Origin of the sequence: Acinetobacter sp. UBA801, assembly GCA_002296655.1 — a bacterium.
Taxonomy (GTDB): Bacteria; Pseudomonadota; Gammaproteobacteria; order Pseudomonadales; family Moraxellaceae; genus Acinetobacter.
Map to the genome: position 1 here is coordinate 1 of DBIN01000046.1, position 24,625 is coordinate 24,625.

General features: G+C 41.2%; 22 protein-coding genes and 2 pseudogenes. 15 read left to right on the forward strand and 9 right to left on the reverse strand.

Annotated features, from left to right (window positions below):
* Window positions 1-291: 291 nt before the first annotated feature.
* Window positions 292-840: a 1-acyl-sn-glycerol-3-phosphate acyltransferase gene (locus tag B2W49_RS09325; RefSeq protein ID WP_291340449.1), complete on the forward strand. Its 549-nt coding sequence runs from the start codon at window positions 292-294 to the stop codon at window positions 838-840.
* Between the two features lie 56 nt (window positions 841-896).
* Here B2W49_RS09325 and ykgO read toward each other — a convergent pair whose 3' ends face one another.
* From ykgO to mrdA, 3 genes are all read right to left on the reverse strand, one after another.
* Window positions 897-1,019 (reverse strand): type B 50S ribosomal protein L36, encoded by a 123-nt coding sequence (ykgO, locus tag B2W49_RS09330; protein WP_291340430.1) that lies wholly within the window; start codon window positions 1,017-1,019, stop codon window positions 897-899.
* 104 nt (window positions 1,020-1,123) lie between these two features.
* Complete coding sequence (rsmD, locus tag B2W49_RS09335) at window positions 1,124-1,681, reverse strand: 16S rRNA (guanine(966)-N(2))-methyltransferase RsmD (RefSeq protein ID WP_291340432.1); 558 nt, start codon at window positions 1,679-1,681, stop codon at window positions 1,124-1,126.
* 3 nt (window positions 1,682-1,684) lie between these two features.
* The gene (gene mrdA, locus B2W49_RS09340) at window positions 1,685-3,775 is read right to left on the reverse strand and encodes a penicillin-binding protein 2 (protein WP_291340434.1); all 2,091 of its coding nucleotides are present in this window, start codon (window positions 3,773-3,775) and stop codon (window positions 1,685-1,687) included.
* Between the two features lie 256 nt (window positions 3,776-4,031).
* On the opposite strand from mrdA, the gene B2W49_RS09345 reads away from it, so the two are divergent.
* From B2W49_RS09345 to B2W49_RS09360, 4 genes are all read left to right on the forward strand, one after another.
* Window positions 4,032-4,550, forward strand: coding sequence for a hypothetical protein (locus tag B2W49_RS09345; protein WP_291340436.1), 519 nt, complete (start codon window positions 4,032-4,034; stop codon window positions 4,548-4,550).
* Between the two features lie 63 nt (window positions 4,551-4,613).
* Window positions 4,614-5,930, forward strand: coding sequence for a hypothetical protein (locus B2W49_RS09350; protein ID WP_291340438.1), 1,317 nt, complete (start codon window positions 4,614-4,616; stop codon window positions 5,928-5,930).
* Between the two features lie 80 nt (window positions 5,931-6,010).
* The gene (gene adk, locus B2W49_RS09355; RefSeq protein WP_291340439.1) at window positions 6,011-6,670 is read left to right on the forward strand and encodes an adenylate kinase; all 660 of its coding nucleotides are present in this window, start codon (window positions 6,011-6,013) and stop codon (window positions 6,668-6,670) included.
* A gap of 128 nt (window positions 6,671-6,798) precedes the next feature.
* Window positions 6,799-7,002, forward strand: coding sequence for a hypothetical protein (locus tag B2W49_RS09360; protein WP_004970716.1), 204 nt, complete (start codon window positions 6,799-6,801; stop codon window positions 7,000-7,002).
* 128 nt (window positions 7,003-7,130) lie between these two features.
* Here B2W49_RS09360 and nth read toward each other — a convergent pair whose 3' ends face one another.
* Window positions 7,131-7,820: an endonuclease III gene (gene nth / locus B2W49_RS09365; RefSeq protein ID WP_291340450.1), complete on the reverse strand. Its 690-nt coding sequence runs from the start codon at window positions 7,818-7,820 to the stop codon at window positions 7,131-7,133.
* 92 nt (window positions 7,821-7,912) lie between these two features.
* Window positions 7,913-8,707: an RnfABCDGE type electron transport complex subunit B gene (locus B2W49_RS09370; protein ID WP_291340440.1), complete on the reverse strand. Its 795-nt coding sequence runs from the start codon at window positions 8,705-8,707 to the stop codon at window positions 7,913-7,915.
* Window positions 8,708-9,063: 356 nt separating this feature from the next.
* On the opposite strand from B2W49_RS09370, the gene gdhA reads away from it, so the two are divergent.
* Complete coding sequence (gene gdhA, locus B2W49_RS09375; RefSeq protein ID WP_291340441.1) at window positions 9,064-10,407, forward strand: NADP-specific glutamate dehydrogenase; 1,344 nt, start codon at window positions 9,064-9,066, stop codon at window positions 10,405-10,407.
* A 76-nt stretch (window positions 10,408-10,483) separates the two neighbouring features.
* Here the strand turns inward: gdhA and B2W49_RS09380 are convergent, their stop codons facing one another.
* Both B2W49_RS09380 and rlmH read right to left on the reverse strand, forming a co-directional pair.
* A complete protein-coding gene (locus B2W49_RS09380) occupies window positions 10,484-11,260 on the reverse strand; it encodes a dioxygenase (RefSeq protein WP_291340442.1) in 777 nt (258 codons plus the stop codon).
* A gap of 150 nt (window positions 11,261-11,410) precedes the next feature.
* Complete coding sequence (gene rlmH / locus B2W49_RS09385; protein WP_291340443.1) at window positions 11,411-11,893, reverse strand: 23S rRNA (pseudouridine(1915)-N(3))-methyltransferase RlmH; 483 nt, start codon at window positions 11,891-11,893, stop codon at window positions 11,411-11,413.
* Window positions 11,894-12,049: 156 nt separating this feature from the next.
* Here rlmH and B2W49_RS09390 point away from each other — a divergent pair, with 156 nt between their 5' ends.
* Window positions 12,050-13,015, forward strand: coding sequence for a M28 family peptidase (locus tag B2W49_RS09390; RefSeq protein ID WP_414630596.1), 966 nt, complete (start codon window positions 12,050-12,052; stop codon window positions 13,013-13,015).
* Between the two features lie 342 nt (window positions 13,016-13,357).
* Here B2W49_RS09390 and lon read toward each other — a convergent pair whose 3' ends face one another.
* Together lon and B2W49_RS09400 are read right to left on the reverse strand one after the other, a co-directional pair.
* Window positions 13,358-15,784, reverse strand: a complete 2,427-nt coding sequence (gene lon / locus B2W49_RS09395) for an endopeptidase La (RefSeq protein ID WP_291340444.1) — start codon at window positions 15,782-15,784, stop codon at window positions 13,358-13,360.
* 147 nt (window positions 15,785-15,931) lie between these two features.
* The gene (locus B2W49_RS09400; RefSeq protein WP_291340445.1) at window positions 15,932-16,534 is read right to left on the reverse strand and encodes a 5-formyltetrahydrofolate cyclo-ligase; all 603 of its coding nucleotides are present in this window, start codon (window positions 16,532-16,534) and stop codon (window positions 15,932-15,934) included.
* Between the two features lie 357 nt (window positions 16,535-16,891).
* On the opposite strand from B2W49_RS09400, the gene B2W49_RS12190 reads away from it, so the two are divergent.
* From B2W49_RS12190 to B2W49_RS12145, 8 genes and pseudogenes are all read left to right on the forward strand, one after another.
* Window positions 16,892-17,020: a hypothetical protein gene (locus tag B2W49_RS12190; RefSeq protein ID WP_291340446.1), complete on the forward strand. Its 129-nt coding sequence runs from the start codon at window positions 16,892-16,894 to the stop codon at window positions 17,018-17,020.
* A 60-nt stretch (window positions 17,021-17,080) separates the two neighbouring features.
* Window positions 17,081-17,643: pseudogene (locus B2W49_RS09410) on the forward strand (YncE family protein); the annotation flags it as partial.
* Window positions 17,644-18,002: 359 nt separating this feature from the next.
* Window positions 18,003-19,673, forward strand: coding sequence for an L-lactate permease (gene lldP, locus B2W49_RS09415; protein WP_291340447.1), 1,671 nt, complete (start codon window positions 18,003-18,005; stop codon window positions 19,671-19,673).
* A gap of 24 nt (window positions 19,674-19,697) precedes the next feature.
* Entirely contained in the window at window positions 19,698-20,447 is a 750-nt protein-coding gene (lldR, locus tag B2W49_RS09420) for a transcriptional regulator LldR (protein WP_177155883.1), read from the forward strand.
* The gene (gene lldD / locus B2W49_RS09425; protein WP_016659249.1) at window positions 20,444-21,598 is read left to right on the forward strand and encodes an FMN-dependent L-lactate dehydrogenase LldD; all 1,155 of its coding nucleotides are present in this window, start codon (window positions 20,444-20,446) and stop codon (window positions 21,596-21,598) included. Before lldR ends, lldD begins: the two co-directional genes overlap by 4 nt.
* Window positions 21,599-21,688: 90 nt before the next feature.
* Window positions 21,689-23,404: a D-lactate dehydrogenase gene (gene dld / locus B2W49_RS09430; protein WP_291340448.1), complete on the forward strand. Its 1,716-nt coding sequence runs from the start codon at window positions 21,689-21,691 to the stop codon at window positions 23,402-23,404.
* A gap of 48 nt (window positions 23,405-23,452) precedes the next feature.
* Window positions 23,453-24,352: a LysR family transcriptional regulator gene (locus tag B2W49_RS09435; RefSeq protein WP_236093781.1), complete on the forward strand. Its 900-nt coding sequence runs from the start codon at window positions 23,453-23,455 to the stop codon at window positions 24,350-24,352.
* Window positions 24,353-24,563: 211 nt separating this feature from the next.
* A pseudogene (locus B2W49_RS12145) lies at window positions 24,564-24,625 on the forward strand (helix-turn-helix domain-containing protein); the annotation flags it as partial.

Here is a 24,625-nt window from a genome sequence, read left to right on the forward strand (position 1 = left end):
AAGTGGTACAGAAACAATTCGAGGCATGTGTGAACATCTGTTAACTAAAAAAACTTTTTTTGCATGATTAGTTATTTTTGTCAACTTATGAATAGGTGTAAACACAGCACGATTTAGCTTGGAATGAGAAAATTAAGATCAGTGCAGGAAATTTTTATACATTTATAAATTATTTGTTTATTTATTCATCGTTTTAGAGTTTTATATTTGATGATGCTTGCTAGAATTCGCACTCTTTACTTGGGGTATGTGGTTGTGTTTGAGAAGTTAGCTGAGCGAAGCTTAAATTTAATGGGTTGGGAAGTCGACAATCATTGTCCGTTGGAATTAGACCAATACGTGATGATTGCTGCACCACATACCAGTAATTGGGATGCATTATATGCACGCTTAGGGCTTAAAGCTTTAGGTGTTAATGTTCGGCTGACCATTAAAGACAGCTATATGAAATTACCTTTTGGGCCATTTGTCCGTGCGATGGGCGGTATTGGTATTGACCGCCGTCCGAAAGCATCAGGTGAAGCAAGACCAAGCATGGTTCAGCTCATGACGGACTTATTTAAAACCCATCCTAAATTAGTGATGTTAGTGACGCCTGAAGCCACTCGTGCGCGTCAAGAGCAATGGAAAACTGGTTTTTATCATGTTGCGTTAAATGCAGGTGTTCCAATTGCTTTGGCGTATATGGACTATGAAAAAAAGAAAACAGGTGTGGGAAAAATTGTGTATCCAACTGGTGATTTTGAAAAAGATATGGCTGAAATCATGGCATTTTATGCACACGTTCAAGCAAAATTTCCCGAAAGCTTTAGTGTCGATACACGTTACTATTCAGAGTAATCAGAATAAGTATGCGATTTTAGGGTAATAATCTATGAAAACCAAAAGACAGGGGATTAGCCCTGTCTTGCTTTAAAACGCGGATTGGATTTGCAAATTATGAATAATTTGCCACGACGTTTCACAATTTGGCAATCAGCACGTGATTGAGCACTTTTTAAAGATGAACGAACGTTCATAAAGATAAAAACTATTGATTGCAATGTTATAATATTACATTTTTAATTAACACTTGAAAAGAGCCAAAGCTAAAAAGTTACAGCGTATCTTTTAAGAAGAAAATTTAAACAACAGTCTTTTGATACAAGCCCACACGAACGGTGCCTGCCTTGCTCTCTTTAATTTTTTGCCAAGTTTGCGGTAATTTTAATAGGTTTAAATCACGATCTGCTTCAACATAAATCAAACCTTGCGCTGCAATGAGTGGATCAGCCAACGCTGCCAATTCTTCCCATAAATCTAAAATGTAGGGTGGGTCTAAAAATACCAAATCAAACTGATCTTTCAGTGTTGCCAAGGCATGCTGTGCGGTAGAAATTTTTAATTGTGCTGTGCTTTTATTGACACGTAATAATTCTAAATTTTGCTGTAAAAACTGCGCTTGTGTACGGTTTGGCTCAATCATGACCACGTGTGCCGCACCGCGGGACAGGGCTTCAAAAGCTAATGCGCCCGAACCTGAACAGAGGTCTAACACTTTGGCGTTTTGCACATCCCACATTAACCAGTTAAATAAGGTTTCGCGGACTCGGTCAGGCGTAGGGCGTAATCCCTCAATTGAAGCAAAAGCCAACTGGCGACGTTTCCATTCTCCACCAATAATGCGTAGTTGATTTTTCATGACTTAGTCGCTCTCAATTGGTCTGGCTGGAACAATTGCTGCGGGCGCAGCTGCAGGTGAATGGGTTGTCGTTGAACTTGGAGCTGTTTGTGCATGATTTAGGTTTGGCGTAGGGTTGTGGGGCGCAATATTTGGATTATTGGAGCTATTGGTATTTGGAGCAGTAGAAGACGGGACTTCACCACTTGGTAACTCACTTGGTTTTAAGCCTGCAGTCATTAAGCCACCACTCACTTGAGCCGCAGATGGACGAATTGGCTTTTTATTTTTATTGAGTAACCAATAATCTAAAATTGGACGCGCCAAGGCTGTTGCGGCAGAACCACCACGACCATTTTCAAGAATAATTGCAATGGCAATTTCAGGGTTTTCAGCAGGTGCAAAGCCGACAAACAAGCCGTGGTCAAGCTGACGATCTGTTAGCAATGCTTCATTATAGCGTTTGCCCTGTGCAATACTTTTAACCTGTGCTGTACCCGTTTTACCTGCAATCGAATATTGTAATCCGCCTTTAATCCCTTTACCTGTACCAGATTGAATAACATCAACCATGGCATCGCGCATTTTAATCCAGTCTTCTTCTGTGCCGTTAAAATCAATTTTACCGTTGGTGCCATTGTGAACTTTAAATGGTTTCGCGCCACGACTTTCACGTAACACGTGCGGTGTAACTTTAAAGCCTTTGTTAGCGGTGATGGCGGTAGCCATTGCTAATTGTAATGGGGTAGAAGTAAAGGCACCTTGTCCAATGCTGACTGAAATTGTTTCACCTTTCATCCACTTGGCTTTACGAGTACGCATTTTCCAATCAGGGTTTGGATACAAGCCTGTGCTTTCACTTGGTAGGTCTACACCAGTTTTTTCACTAAAGCCAAACTGACGCATCCATTCGTTCATTTTTTCAATGCCCATACGATAGGACAGTACATAGAAGTATGTATCGCAGGACACGACTTGGGCTTTATGCATATCGACAATGCCATGCCCAGATTTTTTATGGTCACGGAAACGGTGGCTGTCACCCGGTAAAGTAAAATAGCCATAATCTTGAATGGCAGTTTTCCAGTCGACATAACCATAGTGAATACCACCAAGGCCAAACATGGGCTTAATGGTCGAACCAGGTGGATAAACCCCTTGTACTGCACGGTTATACAGTGGCTGATCTAAATTATCACGCAGGGCAGAGTAGTCAGTATGACTGATGCCTGTGACAAATAAATTGGGGTTAAAACTTGGGCTAGAGACCAAGGCCAGAATTTCACCTGTGCGTGGGTCAAGTGCCACAATAGCACCACGACGTTCAGCCAGTTGTTCAGAGGCAACCACCTGTAAGCCATAATCTAAAGATAAATACAGATCATTACCACGCACAGGGTCTTTGCGTCCTAAATTACGAAGTACATTCCCGTGTGCATCGGCTTCTACAGATTCATTGCCCGGAACCCCATGCAGCAAATGCTCATAAGATTTTTCTACCCCAATTTTGCCAATCAGGTTGGTGCCTGCATAAGCATCCTTATCAATTTCTTTCAGTTCTTTATCGTTAATACGTCCTACATAACCAATGACATGCGCAAATAATTCACCATGTGGGTAATAACGGGTCATCTGAGTTTCAATATTGACCCCAGGGAACTGAAATTTGACTTCACTAAAACGCGCAATATCTGATTCATTTAAATTTAGCTTGATCGATACACGTTCGGTTTTACGTGAAGTTTTAATCCGACTTTTAAAGCGTTCAATATCTTCTTCAGTCAGTTGTAAAACAGGTGTCAGTCGCGCAATGGTATCGTCAATATCTTCAACATCTGCACGGCTTAAGGTGGCAGAAAACACAGGGTAGTTATCTGCCAATAACACACCATTGCGGTCATAAATATAACCACGTGCAGGCGCGAGTGGTTGTAATCGAATACGGTTTTTATCTGATGCAGTTGAAAATTCATCGTAGCCACTAATTTGTAAATAAGCATAACGTGCCACCAAAAGCAGCAAGAAAAAAACCACAACACCCACCGAAAAAAAGATGCGATTGCGAAAAATACGCTTCTCTTGCTGAGCATTTTTTAACGGGTAGTGTTGTTTCATAGGTGAATAAACTTACGTGCAGTCTGGGAGAAAAAGGATTGAGGCTATTCTAGCGCATCTCTTGGTCATTTTGCGCAGCCTTGTTTGACTGAATTGACCGTTTCTAAATAAATACCCACTGCAATCTTAAATTTTGACTTTAGCGACATGAAAATTGTAAATTGCTGTATATAAGAATCCTGACAATTCTGCTAGAGTCAAAACATAAGAACAGGACTGTTTTTAAAATTAAAACAAATGGACACTGGTGACAATAATGACAAAAGTCTATTCTTTCGTGGCATTACTTGCCTTTTCAAGTTTTAGCTTTGCTGGAAACACTACATTTTTACCAGAAGCTAAAATTGGCCCAGACAGCGCAAAAACTTGGAATGTCGGGGCGGGAATAACCCAAAAATTACTGCATCTGAATGGTGAATGGGTCAACCCTTATGGTGTTGCTTATCTCAAAGCGGGTGCTTTTTTAAATGGTGACCATGAAGTCGGTGGGCAAATGGGTTTTCGTTACCCATATCACCTCACGGGCAAAGATAAAAATGGTTATTATATTGGTGCTTACGCAGGACATCTAGAATCTAAGTGGGTGGATGGTGAAGAAAAAGCGCGTTTAGGTGCAGGAATTGATTTGGCTTATGTATTGCTCAGCCCTGAACGTATCAGTAGCTTTAGTGTTGGTATTGGTGCAGGTGAAAAATTGGAAGATCGACAAGGGCGAGTGATTGAGGAAACTGAGCCTAGAATACAATTTTCCTATACGCTCAGTATGGGTTTGTAGTCAGAATAGAGACTTTTAACTACTTTAGAATCTTCTAATTAGAACTAAATATGGAAAAAATGCATGCTTGAGTACGTCAATCAGTTGTGGCAAACTTTTTTGAATCGTCCAGATTTTTGGGCCGTGCTCAGTATTATTCCTGTGACTGCTTTTGTGACCTGGGCGCATGTATGGATGGCGCTAAAAATGGTGTTCTATCCAATCAGCTTTTGGGGTTTTCACCTTGGGCCTATCCCTGTGGGATGGCAGGGGATTGTGCCGCGTAAAGCAGGGCGTATTTCAGGCATCATTACCGATAACACCTTGTCAAAACTGGGCTCGTTGCGTGAGTTTCTTAACGCCATGGACCCAGAAGACATGGCGCGTATTATTGGTGAGCAAGTGGGTTTTGAACTTGAACACTTAATTGATGAGGTCATGTTAGACCGTAATGCAGTGCTTTGGGAAAACCTACCCTATTCGATTAAACGCCGTATTTACGCACAGGCGCATAAACAATTGCCAGGTGTGCTGCGTGAATTGGTGACTGAACTAACCTTGAATGTTGAATCCTTAGTGGATATGCGTGAAATGGTGGTTAGCCAAATGGAAGGTGACCGTCGCTTAATGGTGCGTATGTTCCTCAAAGTCGGTCAAAAAGAAATTAATTTTATTTGGCATATCAGTGCATTAATTGGGATGTTCTTTGGTATTTTCCAGATGATTGTTTGGTTTCTAGTGCCATGGCACTGGACGGTCCCATTTTGGGCGGCAATTTGGGGCTTTTTGACCAACTGGATTGCCATTTGGATGGTATTCAACCCAGTCGAACCGCATTACGTGAAATATCCGCAGTTCTTTAAATTGACTGAAAATCGTAAATTTCCATGGATTAAGCCAGTGATTCCACGCATTGGGACTTATAATATTCAGGGTGCGTTCATGAAACGCCAAGAAGAAGTCTCGGATGTGTTTGCAAAGGTAGTCACAGAAGATCTGATTACGTTAAAATCCATTATGACTGAAATGATGTATGGCAGTAAAAAAGACAAAACCCGCCGTATTGTCAAACGCCACATTAATCAAATTATGGAAACACCATTGGTTCGTACCTCTTTACAGTTGTCTTTGGGGCCAAAAGAGTATGCCAAACTCAAGACTGACTTGATTGATCGTTCGATTGAAATTACGATGGTGCCTGTATGCGACCCTGCCTTTAATGCGAGCCGTGCACAGAAAATTTTTCAAATGTTCAGAGATCGTATTCGTGAACTGACGCCAAAAGAATTTCAGAATCTCTTGCGTCCTGCGTTTCAGGAAGATGAGTGGATTTTAATTGTCTTGGGTGGCGTAACTGGTTTTATTGCTGGTGTAATACATTTGTTTGTCGCTTTCTTATAAGAGGATGCTGGCTGCGTAGAGGGCGATGGTGCTGATATGCAACGAGTGTCAAATACATTGTTAAAATGAGGATGTTTTTTATGCGCATTATCTTACTCGGACCACCTGGAGCAGGTAAAGGTACACAAGCTCAGTTGATCTGTAAGCGCTACAATATCCCACAAATTTCAACCGGTGATATGCTCCGTGCTGCAATTCGTGAAGGTACTGAATTAGGTCTACAAGCTAAAAGCGTCATGGATGGTGGCGGTTTGGTATCTGATGAACTTATCATTGGCTTAGTGAAAGAGCGTATTGCGCAGCCAGATTGCGTGAATGGTTGTATTTTTGATGGTTTCCCTCGCACTATTCCACAAGCTGAAGCTTTGGAAAGCGAAGGCATTAATATCGACCACGTAATTGAAATTGATGTTGCTGACGAAGAAATCGTACAGCGATTGTCAGGTCGTCGTCAGCACCCTGCGTCTGGTCGTATTTATCACCTTGTTTACAATCCTCCAAAAGTGGAAGGTAAAGATGATGAAACTGGAGAAGATTTGGTTCAACGTCCAGATGACCAAGAAGAAACTATCCGTAAGCGTTTAAAAGCGTATCACTCAGAAACTGAGCAATTGGTTGGCTTCTATCAGAGTCGTGCTGCTTCTGGCGAAAATGCACCAAGCTACAACAAATTGAATGGTCTTCGTCCAATTGAAGAAGTTCAAGCAGATTTGTTTGCTATTTTAGACCAAGCAAAATAAGTCTAGGTTTTAGACCAAGCCTGTTTATAAGAAAATAAAATCGTTTAAACAGACTGCTTGTTTTGACTTTAAAAGAGTCCTGATTCATATTAGGGCTCTTTTTATTTGTTTCAGTTTGGGAGAGTGCTTTGCAACATGCTGCTGTGATCATCATGTTATTGGCAAGTATTGCCGTTTTAGGCTTTCTTGTTTTTGTGAGCTATAAGTTGTTGCGCAACACACAAGCTCAGAATTCGGCTGAAAAAAAATCAGGCAAGCACTATCAATTGCATCCGAAACTTAAACAACAGCAAGAGCAACAACGTCAGTCTGAAGATTCTCAGGATAAATAAATCATCTCTACATAATCTTGTGTATAGATTGCATAGTTATCCACACTACTTTAGATGATCCGGATTGCGTTGATGATCTATCTTGTCTTCAATAAGTTTAGATCACTTTGGAAACTCTACCGAAGTACTTACTTAGATACAGAGTTGTGATGAATTTCATGCAGCTTAATATGGCGGTGTGCACCAAATTCAAAGCGATCTGGCCAGTTACACACATCAGACACCACGCATTCCCCACATTTAGGTTTACGCGCAATACAGCAATAACGACCATGCAAAATCAGCCAGTGATGCGAGTCAATTAAAAATTCTTTAGGAATGACTTTAATTAAACGCTGTTCTACTTCTAAAACATTTTTACCCACAGCCAAACCTGTGCGGTTACCTAAGCGGAAAATATGCGTGTCTACCGCCATAGTGGGCTGTCCAAATGCGGTATTTAGCACCACATTGGCAGTTTTACGTCCCACGCCAGGCAGGGCTTCTAAATCGGCACGATTATCAGGCACAATACTGCCATGTTTTTCGATGAGAATTTTGCAGGTTTTAATCACATTTTCTGCTTTAGAATTATACAGTCCGATGGTTTTAATATATTCCTTTAAGCCTTCTACACCTAAGGCATAAATCGCTTCGGGAGTATTAGCAACAGGAAACAATTTGTCAGTGGCTTTATTGACGCTGACATCGGTAGATTGTGCAGATAAGGTCACCGCAATCAGTAATTCAAAAGGGTTGGAAAAATTAAGTTCGGTTGTTGGATTTGGGCGTTGTTCACGCAAGCGTTCAAAAAAAGTCTGAATTTGTTTTTTGGTCATATTTTTAGACGAATTTTCTTTAGGCTTTGTGCTTTTAGTGGCCGTTTTTTTAACCGCTTTATTGGTCAGATGTGCATTTATTTCGGGCATGTTCATGCTCCTAATTCACCTAACTGTTGTTGTAAATCGACAAGCAACAGCCGTTTTTTCTCATCTTCACGCACACTGAGTTGTTTTTCGAGTTTTTTAATTTGCGTGCGTAATTTTGCCAGTTCGATGGTGGTTTGTGCGTCGGTAGTGGAAATCTGTTCATTTGTTTGCACTGGCAACTCAATCACAGGAACAGCAGCATCGGTTTGTGCTGAGAATTGTGCAAACAGCTCAGTATCAATTTCTGCACGTACCACAGGGCCTTTACGGTGCAGGCGACGTTGTTCTTCACGTTGAATGTGGGCGTAATAACGCTGGCGTAAATCATTCTGTTCTGCCACACGCGCGCTTTCAGTAAGCAAAGGTTGTGTATCTTCCACCAAGTCAATGCAATCGACAGGACAAGGTGGAATACACAATTCACAGCCTGTACATAAATCAGTCAAAATGCTGTGCATGAGTTTGCCTGAGCCTAAAATAGCATCGACAGGGCAGGCATTAATACATTTGGTACAGCCAATGCACTCATCTTCACGAATGAGTGCTTTCATACGCTGTGGGCGTCCATCGGCCTGCACAGGCCAAACACTGGCTTCTGCGGTCAATAAAGGCCGTTGGAGTAAGTTTGCCAGTGCATCTGCAACAGGTTGTCCACCAGGTACACATTTATTGGCCGCTTCGCCTTCTGCAATCGCTTTGGCATAGGGTAAACAGCCATCACGGTGACCACATAAGCCACATTGAGTTTGAGGAAGGAGCGCATCAATATTTTGAATCAGAGCAATTTGCGAATTCATGGACAAACCAATGCTACTTTAACAGCAGCAGAAAAACGGAAGATAAAACGAGGTCAAAATTCTAGGTCGATGATTTTAGCACGATTTTTGCTTTTAGGCTTGTGCGCAAATTAAGAACAACAATTGCAATTTTTTTGTGCAAAAATGCTCAAAACTATGAATTAATTTGTTACATAAACTTATGGGCTTAACACGCTAAAAAATAAGTTAAATTTATGAAAATAAATATGTTTTAAATTTTTTTTAAAAAAACTATTGTAGATTGTTAACAAAAGATATTTAATATTTTGCGCCAAAATATATCATTGATTGAAATTTTGACCAATTTTGATCCATTTTCTGCTGAGGATTAAGCGTTGAAATACAACAGCCTTAACGAGTTCCTAAATTACGTTAAAACACGTGATGCACATCAACCAGAGTTTCTACAAGCTGTAGAAGAAGTCATGACCAGCCTTTGGCCGTTTATTGAAAAGAACCCTCAATATGCAGCACATGGTTTGCTTGAGCGTTTGGTTGAGCCTGAGCGTGCAATTCAATTCCGCGTTTCTTGGGTTGATGACCAAGGTCAAACCCATGTAAACCGTGCATTCCGTGTACAGTACAACTCAGCAATTGGTCCATTTAAAGGTGGCATGCGTTTCCACCCATCAGTGAACCTTTCTATTTTAAAATTCTTAGGTTTTGAACAAACCTTTAAAAATGCTTTGACTACATTGCCGATGGGTGGTGGTAAAGGTGGTTCAGACTTCGACCCTAAAGGTAAGTCTGAAGGCGAAATTATGCGTTTCTGCCAAGCTTTAATGATCGAGTTATATCGTCATTTAGGTTCTAACACTGATATTCCTGCGGGTGATATTGGTGTAGGCGGCCGTGAAGTAGGTTACATGGCAGGCATGATGAAAAAACTTAGCAATGACACTTCATGTGTATTCACAGGAAAGGGCTTGTCTTTCGGTGGTTCTTTGGCGCGTCCAGAAGCTACAGGTTACGGTACTGTGTATTTCGCTGAGGAAATGCTCAAGACTCGTGGCGATTCCTTCAAAGATAAAGTTGTTGCGATTTCTGGTTCAGGCAACGTTGCACAATTCGCTGCAGATAAAGCAATGTACTTGGGTGCGAAAGTGGTTTCACTTTCTGACTCCAATGGTACTGTGTACGTGAAAGAAGGTTTCACACCAGAATTACTTGCTGAAGTGATGGAACTTAAAAACGTAAAACGTGGTCGTATTTCTGAATTTGCGTCTAAACACGGTTTCGAATATCTTGAAGGTCAACGTCCTTGGGGTATTAAGTGTGACATCGCATTGCCATGTGCAACTCAAAATGAGTTAACTGGTGATGATGCTGCTATTTTACTCGCAAATGGCGTGATCTGTGTAGCTGAAGGTGCAAACATGCCTTCTACTTTGGATGCTGTAGAGAAATTCGTTGAAGCGAAAATCTTGTATGCACCAGGTAAAGCTTCAAATGCAGGTGGCGTAGCAACTTCTGGTCTTGAAATGTCTCAAAACGCGATTCGTTTAGGTTGGACGTTTGAAGAAGTGGATGAGCGTTTACATGCAATTATGAAAGAAATTCACCGCAACTGCGTGAAATATGGTACTCAAGAAGATGGTACTGTAAACTATGTAGATGGTGCGAATATTGCTGGTTTTGTAAAAGTTGCCGATGCCATGTTAGCGCAAGGTGTATTCTAAGCTTTGGCTTAAATAGACTTTCAAAAAACCGATGCACATGCATCGGTTTTTTTATGGTTTTTAGTTAGCAAAGTGCTTAATCAAAACGATAAATATCCATACCGAGTGAACCCATGCTAAAACTACTATGCACAATGTTAAATCGATCGCCTGTACCCATTGCAAAAAACAACGGTGCAAAGTGTTCTAACGTTGGATGGTTACGTGCCACATGCGGCAATTGTTGCCAATCTAGCACAGCATCATAATTCCGATGACTTAAATGCTGCACCACACGATTACGGAAACTAGATGCCCATTCAGGCACAGCTGCATGGGGTATATTCCATGACAATTCACGTAAGTTATGGGTAATGCTGCCTGAACCAATCAGTAAAATTTGCTGTTCACGGAGTGGCGCTAAGCTTTGCCCAATTTGATAAATCTGTTCGGCGCTCATATTCATGGGCAAAGAAATGGTAATCACTGGAATATTGGCATCGGGATACATGTGTAGTAAAGGCATCCATACACCATGATCATGCGGACGTGTGCTGTTGGCATGTGCAGCAAAGCCAGCATCAGTCAAACGTTGCAAAATATCTTCTGCCAGTTCAGGCAAACCAGGTGCAGGGTAGCGTAAAGCATACAAAGCTTCAGGAAAACCACGAAAGTCATGCCATGTTTCAGGACGAATGCCTGTATTGACTTCTAATGCATTACTTTCCCAATGCGCAGACATCACCAGAATGGCTTGCGGTGTTGGCAAATTTTCACTTAAACGGCTAAGCGCGGGCCCGACCTGTTCAGGATTGAGTGCCAACATGGGCGAACCATGTGAGATAAATAAACCAGGTAATGTCTGTAAGTTCATGCTTAGATCCCTAAAGCCTGCTGTTCTACAGCATCGCAAAAAAGTGTGTGCAGCGAAATGTACTTTTGTTCAACGCTATGTTGCAGCTTTGCAACGTTGCTTAAATTGGTGATATTGCTATGACTTTACGTGTAAATTGAGTCTTCTTATTTAACCGGCACGGTGATAAGGATGGTTATGGTTGATACTCATGGCACGGTAAAGCTGTTCGATCAGCATCACGCGAACCAAAGGGTGTGGCAAAGTGAGTTTGGATAAGGACCAATGCCATGCTGCTGCTTTACGTACTTCTTCAGAATGACCATCTGGTCCACCAATCGCTAGGACGACATCATTGCCTTCTAGCATCCAGCCTTTCATCGTTTCAGCAAGTTTTTCGGTGCTGAACTCTTTGCCGCCCACTTCTAAGGCAATTAACACCTCATTGGTTTTCATGGCATTTAAAATGCTGTCACCTTCAATTTGGCGGTATTTTAGAATATCGGCTTCAGAATCATTTTTGCCACGTTTCGCCATCGGCAGTTCGACAATTTGCGTCTGTACAAAAGGCTGAATCCGTTTGAAATAATCTTCAAAACCAGTCAGCACCCAAGTCGGCATTTTTTGTCCAATGGTCAGAATGCGAATTTTCATAGACGAGTTCATGTAGCGAGCAATTAGAATCTCACATTATAACCATGATTCAATACAAGCGCTGTGTAACGACACAATTTGCAATTGAATTTGCCAACAGGCTGTTGCTTTAATACTCAACAATCTTATTGGTCTTTTTGTATTGGAATTATCAGCATGCGCACGTTTCAAAGTCAGCAGTTATATGTATGGATATTGGGCGCGAGTATGGGATTGATGAGCACTGCTACATTTTCTGCTCCAGCGGAGCAATCGGCAGAACCAAACAATTTACAAGTCTATATGCAGCAAGTGATTGGGCAGCAGGGGTTAGGTAATTCCGAACAGTATCGTCATTATAAGAATGTGAGTGAACTGAATCGGGTTTCGGCATGGATTCGGGAACAGATGCGGGTATTTGGAATACCGTGTCAGTTTCAGAATTATGTGGTCAATCAGCAAAGCTACCGTAATGTGGTGTGTAAACTGAATGTCGGTTCTGCGAAAAAAACGATTTTTGGTGCGCATTACGATGTATATGGACAGCAGCAGGGCGCAAATGACAACGCTTCTGGCGTGGCGGGTGTAATCGAAACAGCACGAATTTTGGCGCAGGAAAAGAATAAACTTAGTCAAAATGTCGAATTTGTATTTTATACCTTGGCAGAACCACCATTTTTTAAAACCGAGTCAATGGGCAGTTTTGTACATGCCAAATCTGTGCAGGCTGAAAAAGAAAAAATTAGTGCGGTGTATGTGCTCGATATGATTGGTTATTACGACAGCAATTTGGTGCAAAATTACCCAATCGGTATAAAGTGGATTTACCCTAGTCATGGCAATTTTATTGCGGCGTTGAGCAATATTCAGTCACGTGAAGTGAGTGCAGCCTATTGCAATGCGATGCAGCGTTTGAACCAGTTGCAATGTGAACGCGTGGTGGCACCGACTTTCGTCAAGGGGATGGATTTTTCAGATCATTTAAATTATTGGAAATATGATATTCCAGCTATTTTAATTACCGATACAGGTAGTTATCGCAGTGCACTTCGTCATACTACAAGTGATACTTTAAAAACGGTAAATTTTGAAAAAATGGCGCATGTTGTAAATGGCTTTGTTATACAGCTTTTATCACCTTGATGGATGATCGTAGTGCATAAAAAACGCAGCCCTGAATTGAACTAGGACTGCGATTAAAAGGTCATCCATCTGGAGATATAGATGACCAGACCATTAAGCACGCTTCATTCAAAAGCGTCTGATCAATTTATCGGTCTAAATAGACCAAACAAGAAACATAGAGCGCGATGTATCTTAAATTTTTATATGTGGACGGTTTGCCTATTTTTCAAGGAAATTGAATTAAAAAATAAGATCTGTTTAAAAAAATAATTCAACTATTTTAAACCCAGAATCTAAATACAACAAAAGAGCACCTAGGTGCTCTTTTGAGTAGTTGTTATGCAAAGTAAAGTCACTGGCTTAATGACGTGCGGCTTTGCTTGCTGCTACTGGCTTCACAATGGGTGCCTTGGTTAAAGGCTTAGGCATACTGGTCAGTGCCAAAGGCAAGATTTCATCAATGCTTTTCACAGCCTTGATTTCCAAGCCTTCTTTGACATTTTCTGGAATTTCAGATAAGTCACGCACGTTTTCTTGTGGAATAAATACCAGTTTAATACCACCACGATGTGCCGCAAGAAGTTTCTCTTTCAAGCCACCAATGCGCATTGCACGACCACGTAAACTGGTTTCACCAGTCATGGCAATATCAGGACGAATTGGAATACCTGTAAACGCAGACACCAATGCCGTGGTCAATGCCAAACCTGCAGATGGACCATCTTTAGGTGTTGCACCTTCTGGCAAATGTACATGCACATCGGTTTCGCCAAATACAGTAGCTTCAATACCTAAGCTATCAGCACGGGTACGCACAACTGTCATCGCGGCTTTGATCGACTCTTGCATCACGTCACCCAATGAACCTGTGGTGATGAAATTACCTTTGCCTTTCATAGTTGCTACTTCAATGGTGAGTAATTCACCACCCACTGAAGTCCAAGCCAAGCCATTTACGCGACCCACTTCGGCTTCTTCTTCTGCCATACCATAGTCAAATTTGTGTGGACCAAGGTAATCAGGCAAGTTTTGTGAAGTCACATCTACCTGTAGGTTTTTGGCTTTTTTGCTGACTGCTTCTTTCACCACTTTACGGGCAATTTTTGACACTTCACGTTCCAGACTACGCACACCTGCTTCACGCGTATAGCGCTGAACAATGTCACGAATCGCTTCTTCATGAACCGTCAATTCTTTAGCACGCAAGCCGTTATTTTTGATGGCTTTAGGTACAAGATAGCGTTCTGCAATATTCACTTTTTCATCTTCGGTATAACCCGGTAGACGAATCACTTCCATACGATCTAGTAGAGCTTCTGGAATATTCATGCTGTTAGCAGTACAAATGAACATCACTTCAGATAAGTCTAAGTCTAGATCTAAATAGTGATCGTTAAACTTGTTATTTTGTGATGGATCAAGTACTTCTAACAAAGCAGAGGCAGGGTCACCACGGTAATCTTGTGCCATTTTGTCAATTTCATCGAGCAAGAATAGCGGGTTTTTAACCCCCACTTTGGTCAATGACTGCACAATTTTACCTGGCATCGCACCAATATAGGTACGACGGTGACCGCGAATTTCCGCTTCATCACGTACGCCGCCTAGTGCCATACGCACGAACTCACGTCCAGTGGCTTTGGCAACCGACTCACCTAGTGAGGTTTTACCTACTCCTGGAGGACCAACCAAGCACAGAATTGGACCTTTGAGTTTTTTCACGCGCGACTGCACAGCAAGGTATTCCACAATACGGTCTTTAACTTCATCTAAACCGTAATGGTCGGCATCTAAAATTTCTTGTGCTTTGGCCAAGTTAATACTGACTTTACTGGCTTTGTTCCATGGCGTATCTAAAATAACTTCCAGATAGTTACGTACAACAGCTGCTTCGCTAGATGCAGGTTGCATCGCTTTAAGTTTACGGAACTCAGCTTCTGCTTTTTTACGTACATGCTCAGGCAAGTCTGCTTCGGCCAGACGTTTTTCAATTTCAGCGACATCATCTTCCGCACCGCCGTTCATATCGGACAGTTCGCGTTGAATGACTTTCATCTTCTCATTTAAGAAGTATTCACGCTGATTTTTTTCCATCTGACGTTTAACTGAGTCATGCAAAGTTTGCTCAATCTGCTGTTCTTCAGACTGTTGCAATAAATAAGTCATTAACTCGGTTAAGTGAGCTTCAAACTCGTCGTGCTCAAGGAATTTTTGTTTAACATCAATATTCAATGGCACGCGGGTTGCAACAAAGAACAACAACTGCAATAAATCTTCAATTTTATTGGCAGCAGCAATCAGTTCACGTGCATTGCGTAATTTTGCTTCTGCATATTGCGCAAATAAGGCACGTAATTCTTGCAAGCGTGTTGCTTGGGTATTTTCATCCATCGCAACAGTCATTGAGCTTAAGCTGTGTTCAGCAGTCAAATACGCGTCTTCATCAATAATTTTTTCGAGTTTGGCGCGGTATAAGCCTTCAATCAGCACTTTGATACAGTTTTCATCATTTTCGTGATTCACAACTTGCACAATCTTCGCGACAGTACCGTATTGATACAAATTGTCGTGATCAATTTCTTCTGTAAGCGAATCTTTTTGCGCAACTACAAATACTAGATTGTCACTGTTACGAGCCACATCAACTGCATTGATCGATTTTTCACGACCTACAAATAGCGCGATTTGCATGTGTGGATACACCACGACATCACGTAACGCTAAAAGCGGTAATACACTTGGAACCTGAGGCTCTAAGGTTTCTTGATTCATAATAATTTCAGACATGGGCACTCCTAATGAGTGACAACGGTGTTGCCATGTTTTTAATAGTGATGGGTATTTTTAAAAATACAAGGGGAGGTCAACATAAATTGTTTGAAAATTAGCTAAATATTTGATTTTAAATTGACCTATTCAGTCAAAATGATCAATTTAGCGTTTCAATTTGCGTTTAAATTGTAAAAAATACTGTGGTGTCAGTAAGGCATCTACAGGTTGATCCCAATTTTTACGTGGCAAGCGTGCATGAATCAGTTGAAAATTATGTGCAATACCTAAGCGATAGGGACGCTGCGGAGCAAATGCCAACGTACGGTCATAATAACCACCGCCCATTCCAATACGGGTGCCGTGTGTATCGCAGGCCAATAAGGGCATCAATACCATATCTAAATGCGAGATGTGTTTCCCGCGACTTGTTCTTGGTTCTTGCATCCCTAGACGATGATGGGCAAAACGCTGCTTACGATATTGTTGTAGGCTGATTTGTACCCACACCAAGCGTTGATTCATATTGCAAATCATTGGTAAATACACTTGTTTGCCTTGTACGAAGCAATATTCAATGATGCGCTGTGTATGAATTTCACCAAACGCATCTAAATACAGCCCCACTTTTTTTGCGTACTGAAATTTTGGCAGCCGTAGTAGGCGCTGCAAAACAGCTTGCTGCGCTTGTTGCTGTTGGGTACGCGTGACTGCTCTGCGTTGTTGGCGAAGCTGTTTACGCAAGGTTTTAAGTTCCAACAACTGCATCTAGGCACATCCTTATATTCCTGAGTTTAAACGCTTGAATGGGTATGGAATTACTGTCATTGCATCGACAAAACAAGCTTTTATCATGCTTGGCATTTTAACAGGATGTAATGTTATATTTCTGTTTATCTGAACCTGACCTGCTATTGGATAGTCTGGCTTAAACCTAGATGTAAAATTACAAAACAAATATGCTATTGCGCAATGAATGCCACGCCAACAATCTTCAAGGTCGTATCGAGATGAATTGGGACGATTTCAGTTAATAACAACGATCCTATAAAAACATAAGCCAAACAAAACCAATACTTTCATTTTGCTGTTTAGACAGAACAAGAACATGAATATTGCAACAAAGTGTTTAAACATCTGTTTCAAGGCGTGCTGGCTTTAACCAGTTGTGTCAGCACACAAGGCGATGCAGATTCGACTTATATACAGCAGCCACCGAATATTCAACAAGTCTTTTTTGTCGGCAATAACTGAGATGGTACAGTGACTGTGATTCGCCTTTCGCAAGGCTTTGGAAAAGTGGTCGTGGTCAATATGATTCCTGACCACAAAGAGCGCTTATTAGAAATACATTTAAATCTAATAAAATTAATTGCTTATGCTTAAATTCATCAAACTGCAGGCAAGGGTAATGATCAGTGGCTGGATGGTATGTATTCCAACCAAGATGGACAATCCATTTTAGATTCACGTCAAAGTTTTGCTGATGGGGTATCCATTAAAATTAAAACAGGCAAAATGAATTGCTGTACGCAGTCGAAGGTTTCCATGCAGAACATGGCGGTTTCAGTAGATGGACAACGTGTTGCTGTGTCGCCATCGTCAGGCAATGTGGTGCATATCTTTGATATTCATACAGGCAAAGAATTGGGTCGTTTTGCAACAGGGTATCAGCCGCATGAAAATATTTACTTTGCAGGTGGAAGGAAAATCTTAAACGCTGCGATGGGTAACGTAGAAACCACGATGGATGCGCAGGGGCAAGACTTCACAAAAGGTAAGCCCTTTATTACCATAGCCGATGCCAACAAATTATAAAGTTCTGAAAAAATGATTTCCGACTCGCGTTAGATGTATTTGGACGTAAAGATTTATCAAGGGTTCAATTCATCCTGCTAGAAATCACTCTTATTTCATTGTATTGGACTAAAGTTGTATAAGGCTGTGCAGAACAAATTTGGTTTTTCCTTCCTTTTAAAAACTACAGAAAAAACAAAGTTTAAATTGTTCTTTAGCGTATTTTTTTATGCTGCAAACAAAAAACACCTTTACTTGAACTGGTATGACCATTCAAATAAATAATCAGACCAATATTGACTTTTTCTTGTGTAAAACTATCATTTATTGAAAATATTGAGGGAATTTTGATTTTATCTCAATATTGGTCAGACCAAAATTAGAATTTTTACCTCTATGCTTAGACCTATGTTTACGTTTGAGTGAGCATTTCAAGGAGATGACAATGCTTCAAAATTGGCAACAGATTTATGACCCTATGGGCAATATTTGGCTTTCAAGTATTGTCGCATTAATTCCAATTGTATTTTTCTTTTTAGCTTTAGCTGTATTTCGTATGAAAGGCAGTGTCGCTGGAACAATCACGGTTGTTTTGGCATTACTTGTTTCTTTATTTGCTTATGGTATGCCTGCACCAATGGCTTTTGCTTCTTTGGGTTATGGTTTCCTATACGGTTTATGGCCAATCGCTTGGATTATTATTGGCGCATTGTTCCTTTATAAAATCTCTGTAAAAACAGGTCAGTTCGATGTTATTCGTTCTTCGATTTTGTCTATTACAGAAGATCAGCGTTTACAAATGCTTCTTGTAGGTTTCGCATTTGGTACTTTCTTAGAAGGTGCGGCAGGTTTTGGTGCACCTGTTGCTATTACAGCTGCTTTACTTGTTGGTTTAGGCTTTAAGCCTTTATATGCAGCAGGTTTATGCTTAATTGTAAATACAGCTCCAGTTGCTTTTGGTGCAATGGGTATTCCAATTATTGTTGCAGGTCAGGTTTCTGGCGTAGATACAATGGAAATTAGCCAGATGGTAGGTCGTCAGTTGCCATTTATGGTGCCAATTGTATTGATCTGGATTATGGCCATTATGGATGGTTGGCGCGGTGTTAAAGAAACTTGGCCAGCAATTTTTGTGGCGAGCTTTTCGTTCTCAATGGCACAGTACTTAACATCTAACTTTGTTGGACCTGAGTTACCAGATATTACTGCTGCAATTGCATCTTTAGTAAGTTTGACTATTTTATTGAAATATTGGAAACCAAAACATATTTTCCGTTTCCAAGATGAAGATGTAAAAGTAGATGAAACGATTGTTGCAGAAGCACGTAAAAAATACACATTAGGTCAAATTGCTAAAGCATGGTCACCATTTGCTGTATTAACTGCAATGGTAACAATTTGGAGCATTAAGCCGTTTAAAGACTTATTTGCAAAAGATGGTCCTTTGAGCGATTTAGTATTTTCAATTAAGGTGCCGTATTTGCATCAAATGATTGAAAAAATGCCACCCGTTGTGCCTGAAATTACAGATTACGATGCGATCTATAAATTTGATTGGTTATCTGCAACAGGTACAGCAATTATGATTGCTGCAATTATCACCATCATTTACTTAAAAATGAAACCAAAAGAAGCTGTAAAAGCATTTACAGAAACAGTTGGTGAGTTAAAAACGCCAATTTATTCAATTGGTATGGTGTTGTCATTTGCTTTTATTGCGAACTACTCAGGTATGTCTGCAACGCTTGCATTAGCACTTGCACATACAGGTCATGCATTCACATTCTTCTCACCATTTTTAGGATGGATTGGCGTGTTCTTAACAGGTTCAGACACATCTGCAAATGCATTGTTTGCTGCTCTTCAAGCAACAACAGCGCAACAAATTGGTGTACCTGAGGTGTTATTGGTAGCTGCAAATACCAGTGGTGGTGTGACAGGTAAAATGATTTCACCACAATCTATTGCAATTGCGTGTGCGGCTGTAGGTCTTGTGGGTAAAGAATCCGACTTGTTCCGTTTTACTGTTAAACACAGTATCACGTTCACCGTAATGATCGGTATTATTATTACTCTACAAGCTTATGTGTTCCCATGGATGATTCCATAACCACATGCACAAGAGGATAGCCGCATGAAAGTTTCCGACAAAGTTGTTCAAGACCTGCGCACACTGGTTGAAAAAAATCAGATGCAAGTCGGAGACCGATTGCCTGCCGAAAGAAAGTTGTGTGAACAACTCGGGGTTTCCCGTTCCTCTTTGCGTGAGGCTATTCAGCAATTGACCAGTCAGGGCATGCTGGTCAGCAAAGTTGGAGCGGGTACTTTTTTGCAACAGCTGCCAACCAATTGGTCGCAATATCAAATTGTGCAGCCTTTAAGTAACCTGATTGATGAAGATCCTGCTTATCGTTTTGATGTGCAGGAAGCACGAATGGTGCTTGAAGGTGGTACGGCATGGTATGCCGCACAGCGGGCAACCGCTGAGGATTTGAAAAAAATCCGTGCTTGTTATGAGCAAATCGTCCATTTTCAAATTTTGGGTGATGACGATCAGGCGGCAATTGCCGATGCCAAGTTTCATTTGGCAATTGCCGAGGCATCGCACAATTTGGTGCTTATTCAAATGATGCGCGGCTTATTTGATTTGTTGCAATACAACGTGGTTTTGGGTCGACGTAAAGTTTATACCGAAGCCCACCGTTTCGATCAGTTGCATGATCAGCATTTTCAAGTGATGGATGCAATTGAACGTCAGGATCCAGAAGCTGCCCGTGCGGCAGTGTGTGGACATATTGAATTTGTAGTTCAACAAGTACGCATGATAGACGAGGAAGATGCGCGTCGTCAGCGTGCGAGTCGATTAAACAGGATAGCGCCATGATTATTTCTTCTGCGAATGATTACCGCGAAGCAGCTAAACGCCGTTTACCGCCATTTTTATTTCACTATATAGATGGAGGTGCGTATGCGGAACAGACGCTAAAAAGAAATGTAGAAGACCTTTCACAAATTGCCTTGCGCCAACGTGTTTTGAATGACATGTCGGCTTTGAGTTTAGAAACCACCTTATTTAATGAAACCTTGTCAATGCCTGTGGCGTTGGCACCTGTGGGTTTAACGGGCATGTATGCACGCCGTGGTGAAGTACAGGCTGCAGTTGCGGCTGACAAAAAAGGCATTCCGTTTACCTTGTCTACCGTGTCGGTGTGCCCTATTGAAGAAGTGGTGCCTGCCATTTCACGCCCAATGTGGTTTCAGTTATATGTATTACGTGACCGTGGTTTTATGCGCAATGCTTTGGAGCGTGCCAAAGCAGCAGGCTGTTCAACCTTAGTCTTTACGGTAGATATGCCTGTGCCTGGTGCACGTTATCGTGATGCACATTCGGGCATGAGCGGGCCAAATGCTGCTATGCGTCGCTATATGCAAGCGGTGATGCATCCTAACTGGGCATGGGATGTGGGGTTACTGGGTCGTCCGCATGACTTGGGCAATATCTCTAAATACTTAGGCAAACCAACAGGACTTGAAGATTATATTGGTTGGTTAGGCAATAACTTTGACCCATCTATTTCATGGAAAGACTTGGAGTGGATTCGTGAATTCTGGGATGGCCCAATGGTCATTAAAGGCATTTTAGACCCAGAAGATGCTAAGGATGCTGTTCGTTTTGGGGCTGACGGAATTGTGGTGTCCAACCACGGTGGCCGTCAGTTAGATGGTGTGCTCTCAACTGCACGTGCTTTACCACCAATTGCTGATGCAGTGAAAGGGGATCTAAAAATTTTAGTGGATTCAGGTATTCGTAATGGCCTAGATGTGGTGCGCATGTTGGCGATGGGAGCGGATACTTGTATGCTCGGACGAGCCTTTATTTATGCGCTAGGCGCTGCAGGCGGGGCGGGTGTGAGTAATTTACTCGAATTGATTGATAAAGAAATGCGCGTCGCAATGACCTTAACGGGGGCTAAAAATATTCAAGCGATTAACTCAGATTGCTTGGTACAACTTGAGCGTGAACTGAAAGGCTAAATAGCTACAGGAGTGATGAATCCATTAACCGATGCGTTTGGATGAATCGCTCAATTGTATTTTTCACCTTGTTTTCAGGATTTGTACACTATGCCACAGACAATTTCTTCAATAACACAATTTGATGCTGCCGCAACCCTTAAAAACCTAGTTGATATTGTAGGCAAAGCGCATGTATTGACCCATGAATCGGATACTCGTTTATATCGTCAAGGGCGGCGTTTTGGCGAAGGACAGGTTTTTGCAGTGGTTACGCCAGGTTCTTTATTGCAGCAGTGGCAAGTGTTACAAGTGGCTGTGGCAGCAGATTGCATTATTATTATGCAAGCCGCCAATACTGGACTCACGGGTGGTTCTACTCCTTTTGGTGATGACTATGATCGTCCTGTGATTTTGATTAACACCCAACGTTTAAAAGGTATTCAGCTCATCAACGATGCCAAGCAAGTGATTTGCTTGCCTGGTGCAACACTAGATGCTTTGGAACAACATTTGGCGCCGCATCAACGTGAGCCACATTCAGTCATTGGTTCATCTTGTATTGGTGCTTCGGTGTTGGGCGGGGTATGTAATAATTCAGGTGGTGCATTGGTCAGACGTGGCCCTGCCTATACTGAGTTGGCCTTATATGCACAAGTCAATGAACTGGGCGAGTTGCAACTTATCAATCATTTGGGGGTGAATTTAGGGAACTCGCCAGAAGAAATTTTAACCAAACTTGAGCAACAACAATATCGCCCTGAAGATATTGAATATTCGGAACATTGCTGTGCTTCAGATCAGCGTTATGTGCATGATGTTGCCCAAGTCGATGCCGATACTCCTGCACGTTTTAATGCCGATCCAAGCCGTTTGTTTGAAGCTTCAGGTTCTGCAGGTAAAGTCTGTGTGTTTGCGGTGCGTTTGGATACGTTTGAGAAAATTCCGAGTCAGGTGTTTTATATCGGCAGCAATCAACAGGATGATTTAACCGCGATTCGCCGTTTTTTATTGCGTGATTTGCCGCGTGTACCGATTGCAGGCGAGTATATTCATCGAGATGCCTATGACATTGGCGCAGAATACGGCAAAGACAGCTTTTTGTTTATTGAGAAATTTGGCACCAGTAAAGTACCTGCCGCTTTTGCCATGAAAGACAAAGTTGATGGTTTTCTGACCCGTTGGGGCATGCGCGGGCTGTCCGATAAAGTTTTGCAAATGTTCACGAAGCTGTTGCCTAATCATTTACCTGAACGTATGAATCAATTTCGTGATTTGTATGAGCATCATTTAATTTTGCGGATTGAGCAGCAAGATGTTGCAGTAGTGCAGCAGTTTTTACTGGATTATTTTATCAAGCGCAACTCAGGCAGTTTTTTCCTGTGTAGTGAAGATGAAGGACGTAAGGCTTTTTTGCATCGCTTTGCTGTGGCAGGTGCTGCAATCCGTTATCGTGATACACATCGTAATGAAGTCGAAGACATTGTCGCTTTAGATATTGCGTTAAGACGTAATGATCAGCAATGGGTAGAAACCTTGCCTGCAGAGTTGGAGCAGGCGATTATACACAAGTTGTATTATGGTCATTTTTTATGTCATGTCTTTCATCAGGACTATATTATTAAAAAAGGTCTAGATCCGTTGGCAATGGAACATCAAATGTGGTCATTGCTTGATGCACGTGGGGCAGAGTATCCTGCAGAGCATAATGTTGGGCATTTATATGTGGCGAAGCCTGCCCTGAAGCAGCACTATAAAAAATTGGATCCGACCAATTGTTTTAATGTGGGTATTGGACATAGCTCTAAATTAAAAGCTTGGCGTTAAATAAGGATGAAAACTGAGCAGTGAAACTGATGCTAAGGAAAGATGGATATGTTTAAGTTAGACAGCAGACTGCTACAGATTTTTTATTATGTGTATAAATTAAAAAATGTGTCTGCTGCAGCAGATGCTCTAGGTATGAGCCAACCTGCGGTAAGTAACTGCTTAAATAAAATTCGTCAGCATTTTAATGATCCCTTATTTTTAAGGGTGGGCAATGAAATGTTGCCAACAGAGTTGGCGAAACAGATTTTTTCACCGATTAGTGAAATTCTTAATAAAATTGAAACGGTTAATAACTTTAAAGTCGATTTTGATCCGACCCATTCCGATCAATTATTTACCTTGGCAATGACCGATGTTTCGCATTTGGTTCTATTGCCAAAGCTGACAAAGTTTTTAAAAAAATATGCACCTTCGGTACGGATTAAAATTCGTCCTATTACCCGTGAAACCAGTTATCAAATGGCAAATGGTGAAATTGATTTTGCGATTGGATTTTTACCTGAATTAGAACAGGGTTTTTATCAGCAGCAATTATTTTTACAATATTATGTGGTGATTAGTCGTAAAGATCATCCACGTATTTGTGAAAAAAGTTTAGATGTTGAAGCTTATATTCGTGAATCGCATGTCGATGTGGATACCAGTATAGGTCACTACCATATTGAAAATGAATTAAGCAATCGCGGTTTAAGACGTAATATTTTAATGAGTATTCCAAGTTATTTGGGCGTTGGTTTAATTGTGCAAGAAACCGATATGATTGCGACAGTACCTTATTATTTAAGTGAGGTATTGTTGGCACGTGGGAATTTACAAGTAGTAAGTGCGCCGTTGAATTTCCCAACTTATCCTGTACGACAGTATTGGCATACGTCTTGTCATCACCAAACCTGTCATCAGTGGTTAAGAAAAGTGATTTTTGATTTGTTTAGCCAGCATCCTTAATTAATGGTGTTTAAATTTTTTTAAAGTTGTTTTTAAATCATCATTCACTAATTCCCCCATTTTTAAATGAAAAGACTAGGTTAAGCGAATGAGTGTTTTTTATTTGTAATGCAATAAAATTGAATTTCTGACCAAGATTTAGATTACAGCTAAGTTGACAAAAATAACTAATCATGCGAAAAAAGTTTTTTTAGTTAACAGATGTTCACACATGCCTCGAATTGTTTCTGTACCACTTAGTTTAGAACAGCGAGAACGACTCATTTTTCTGGC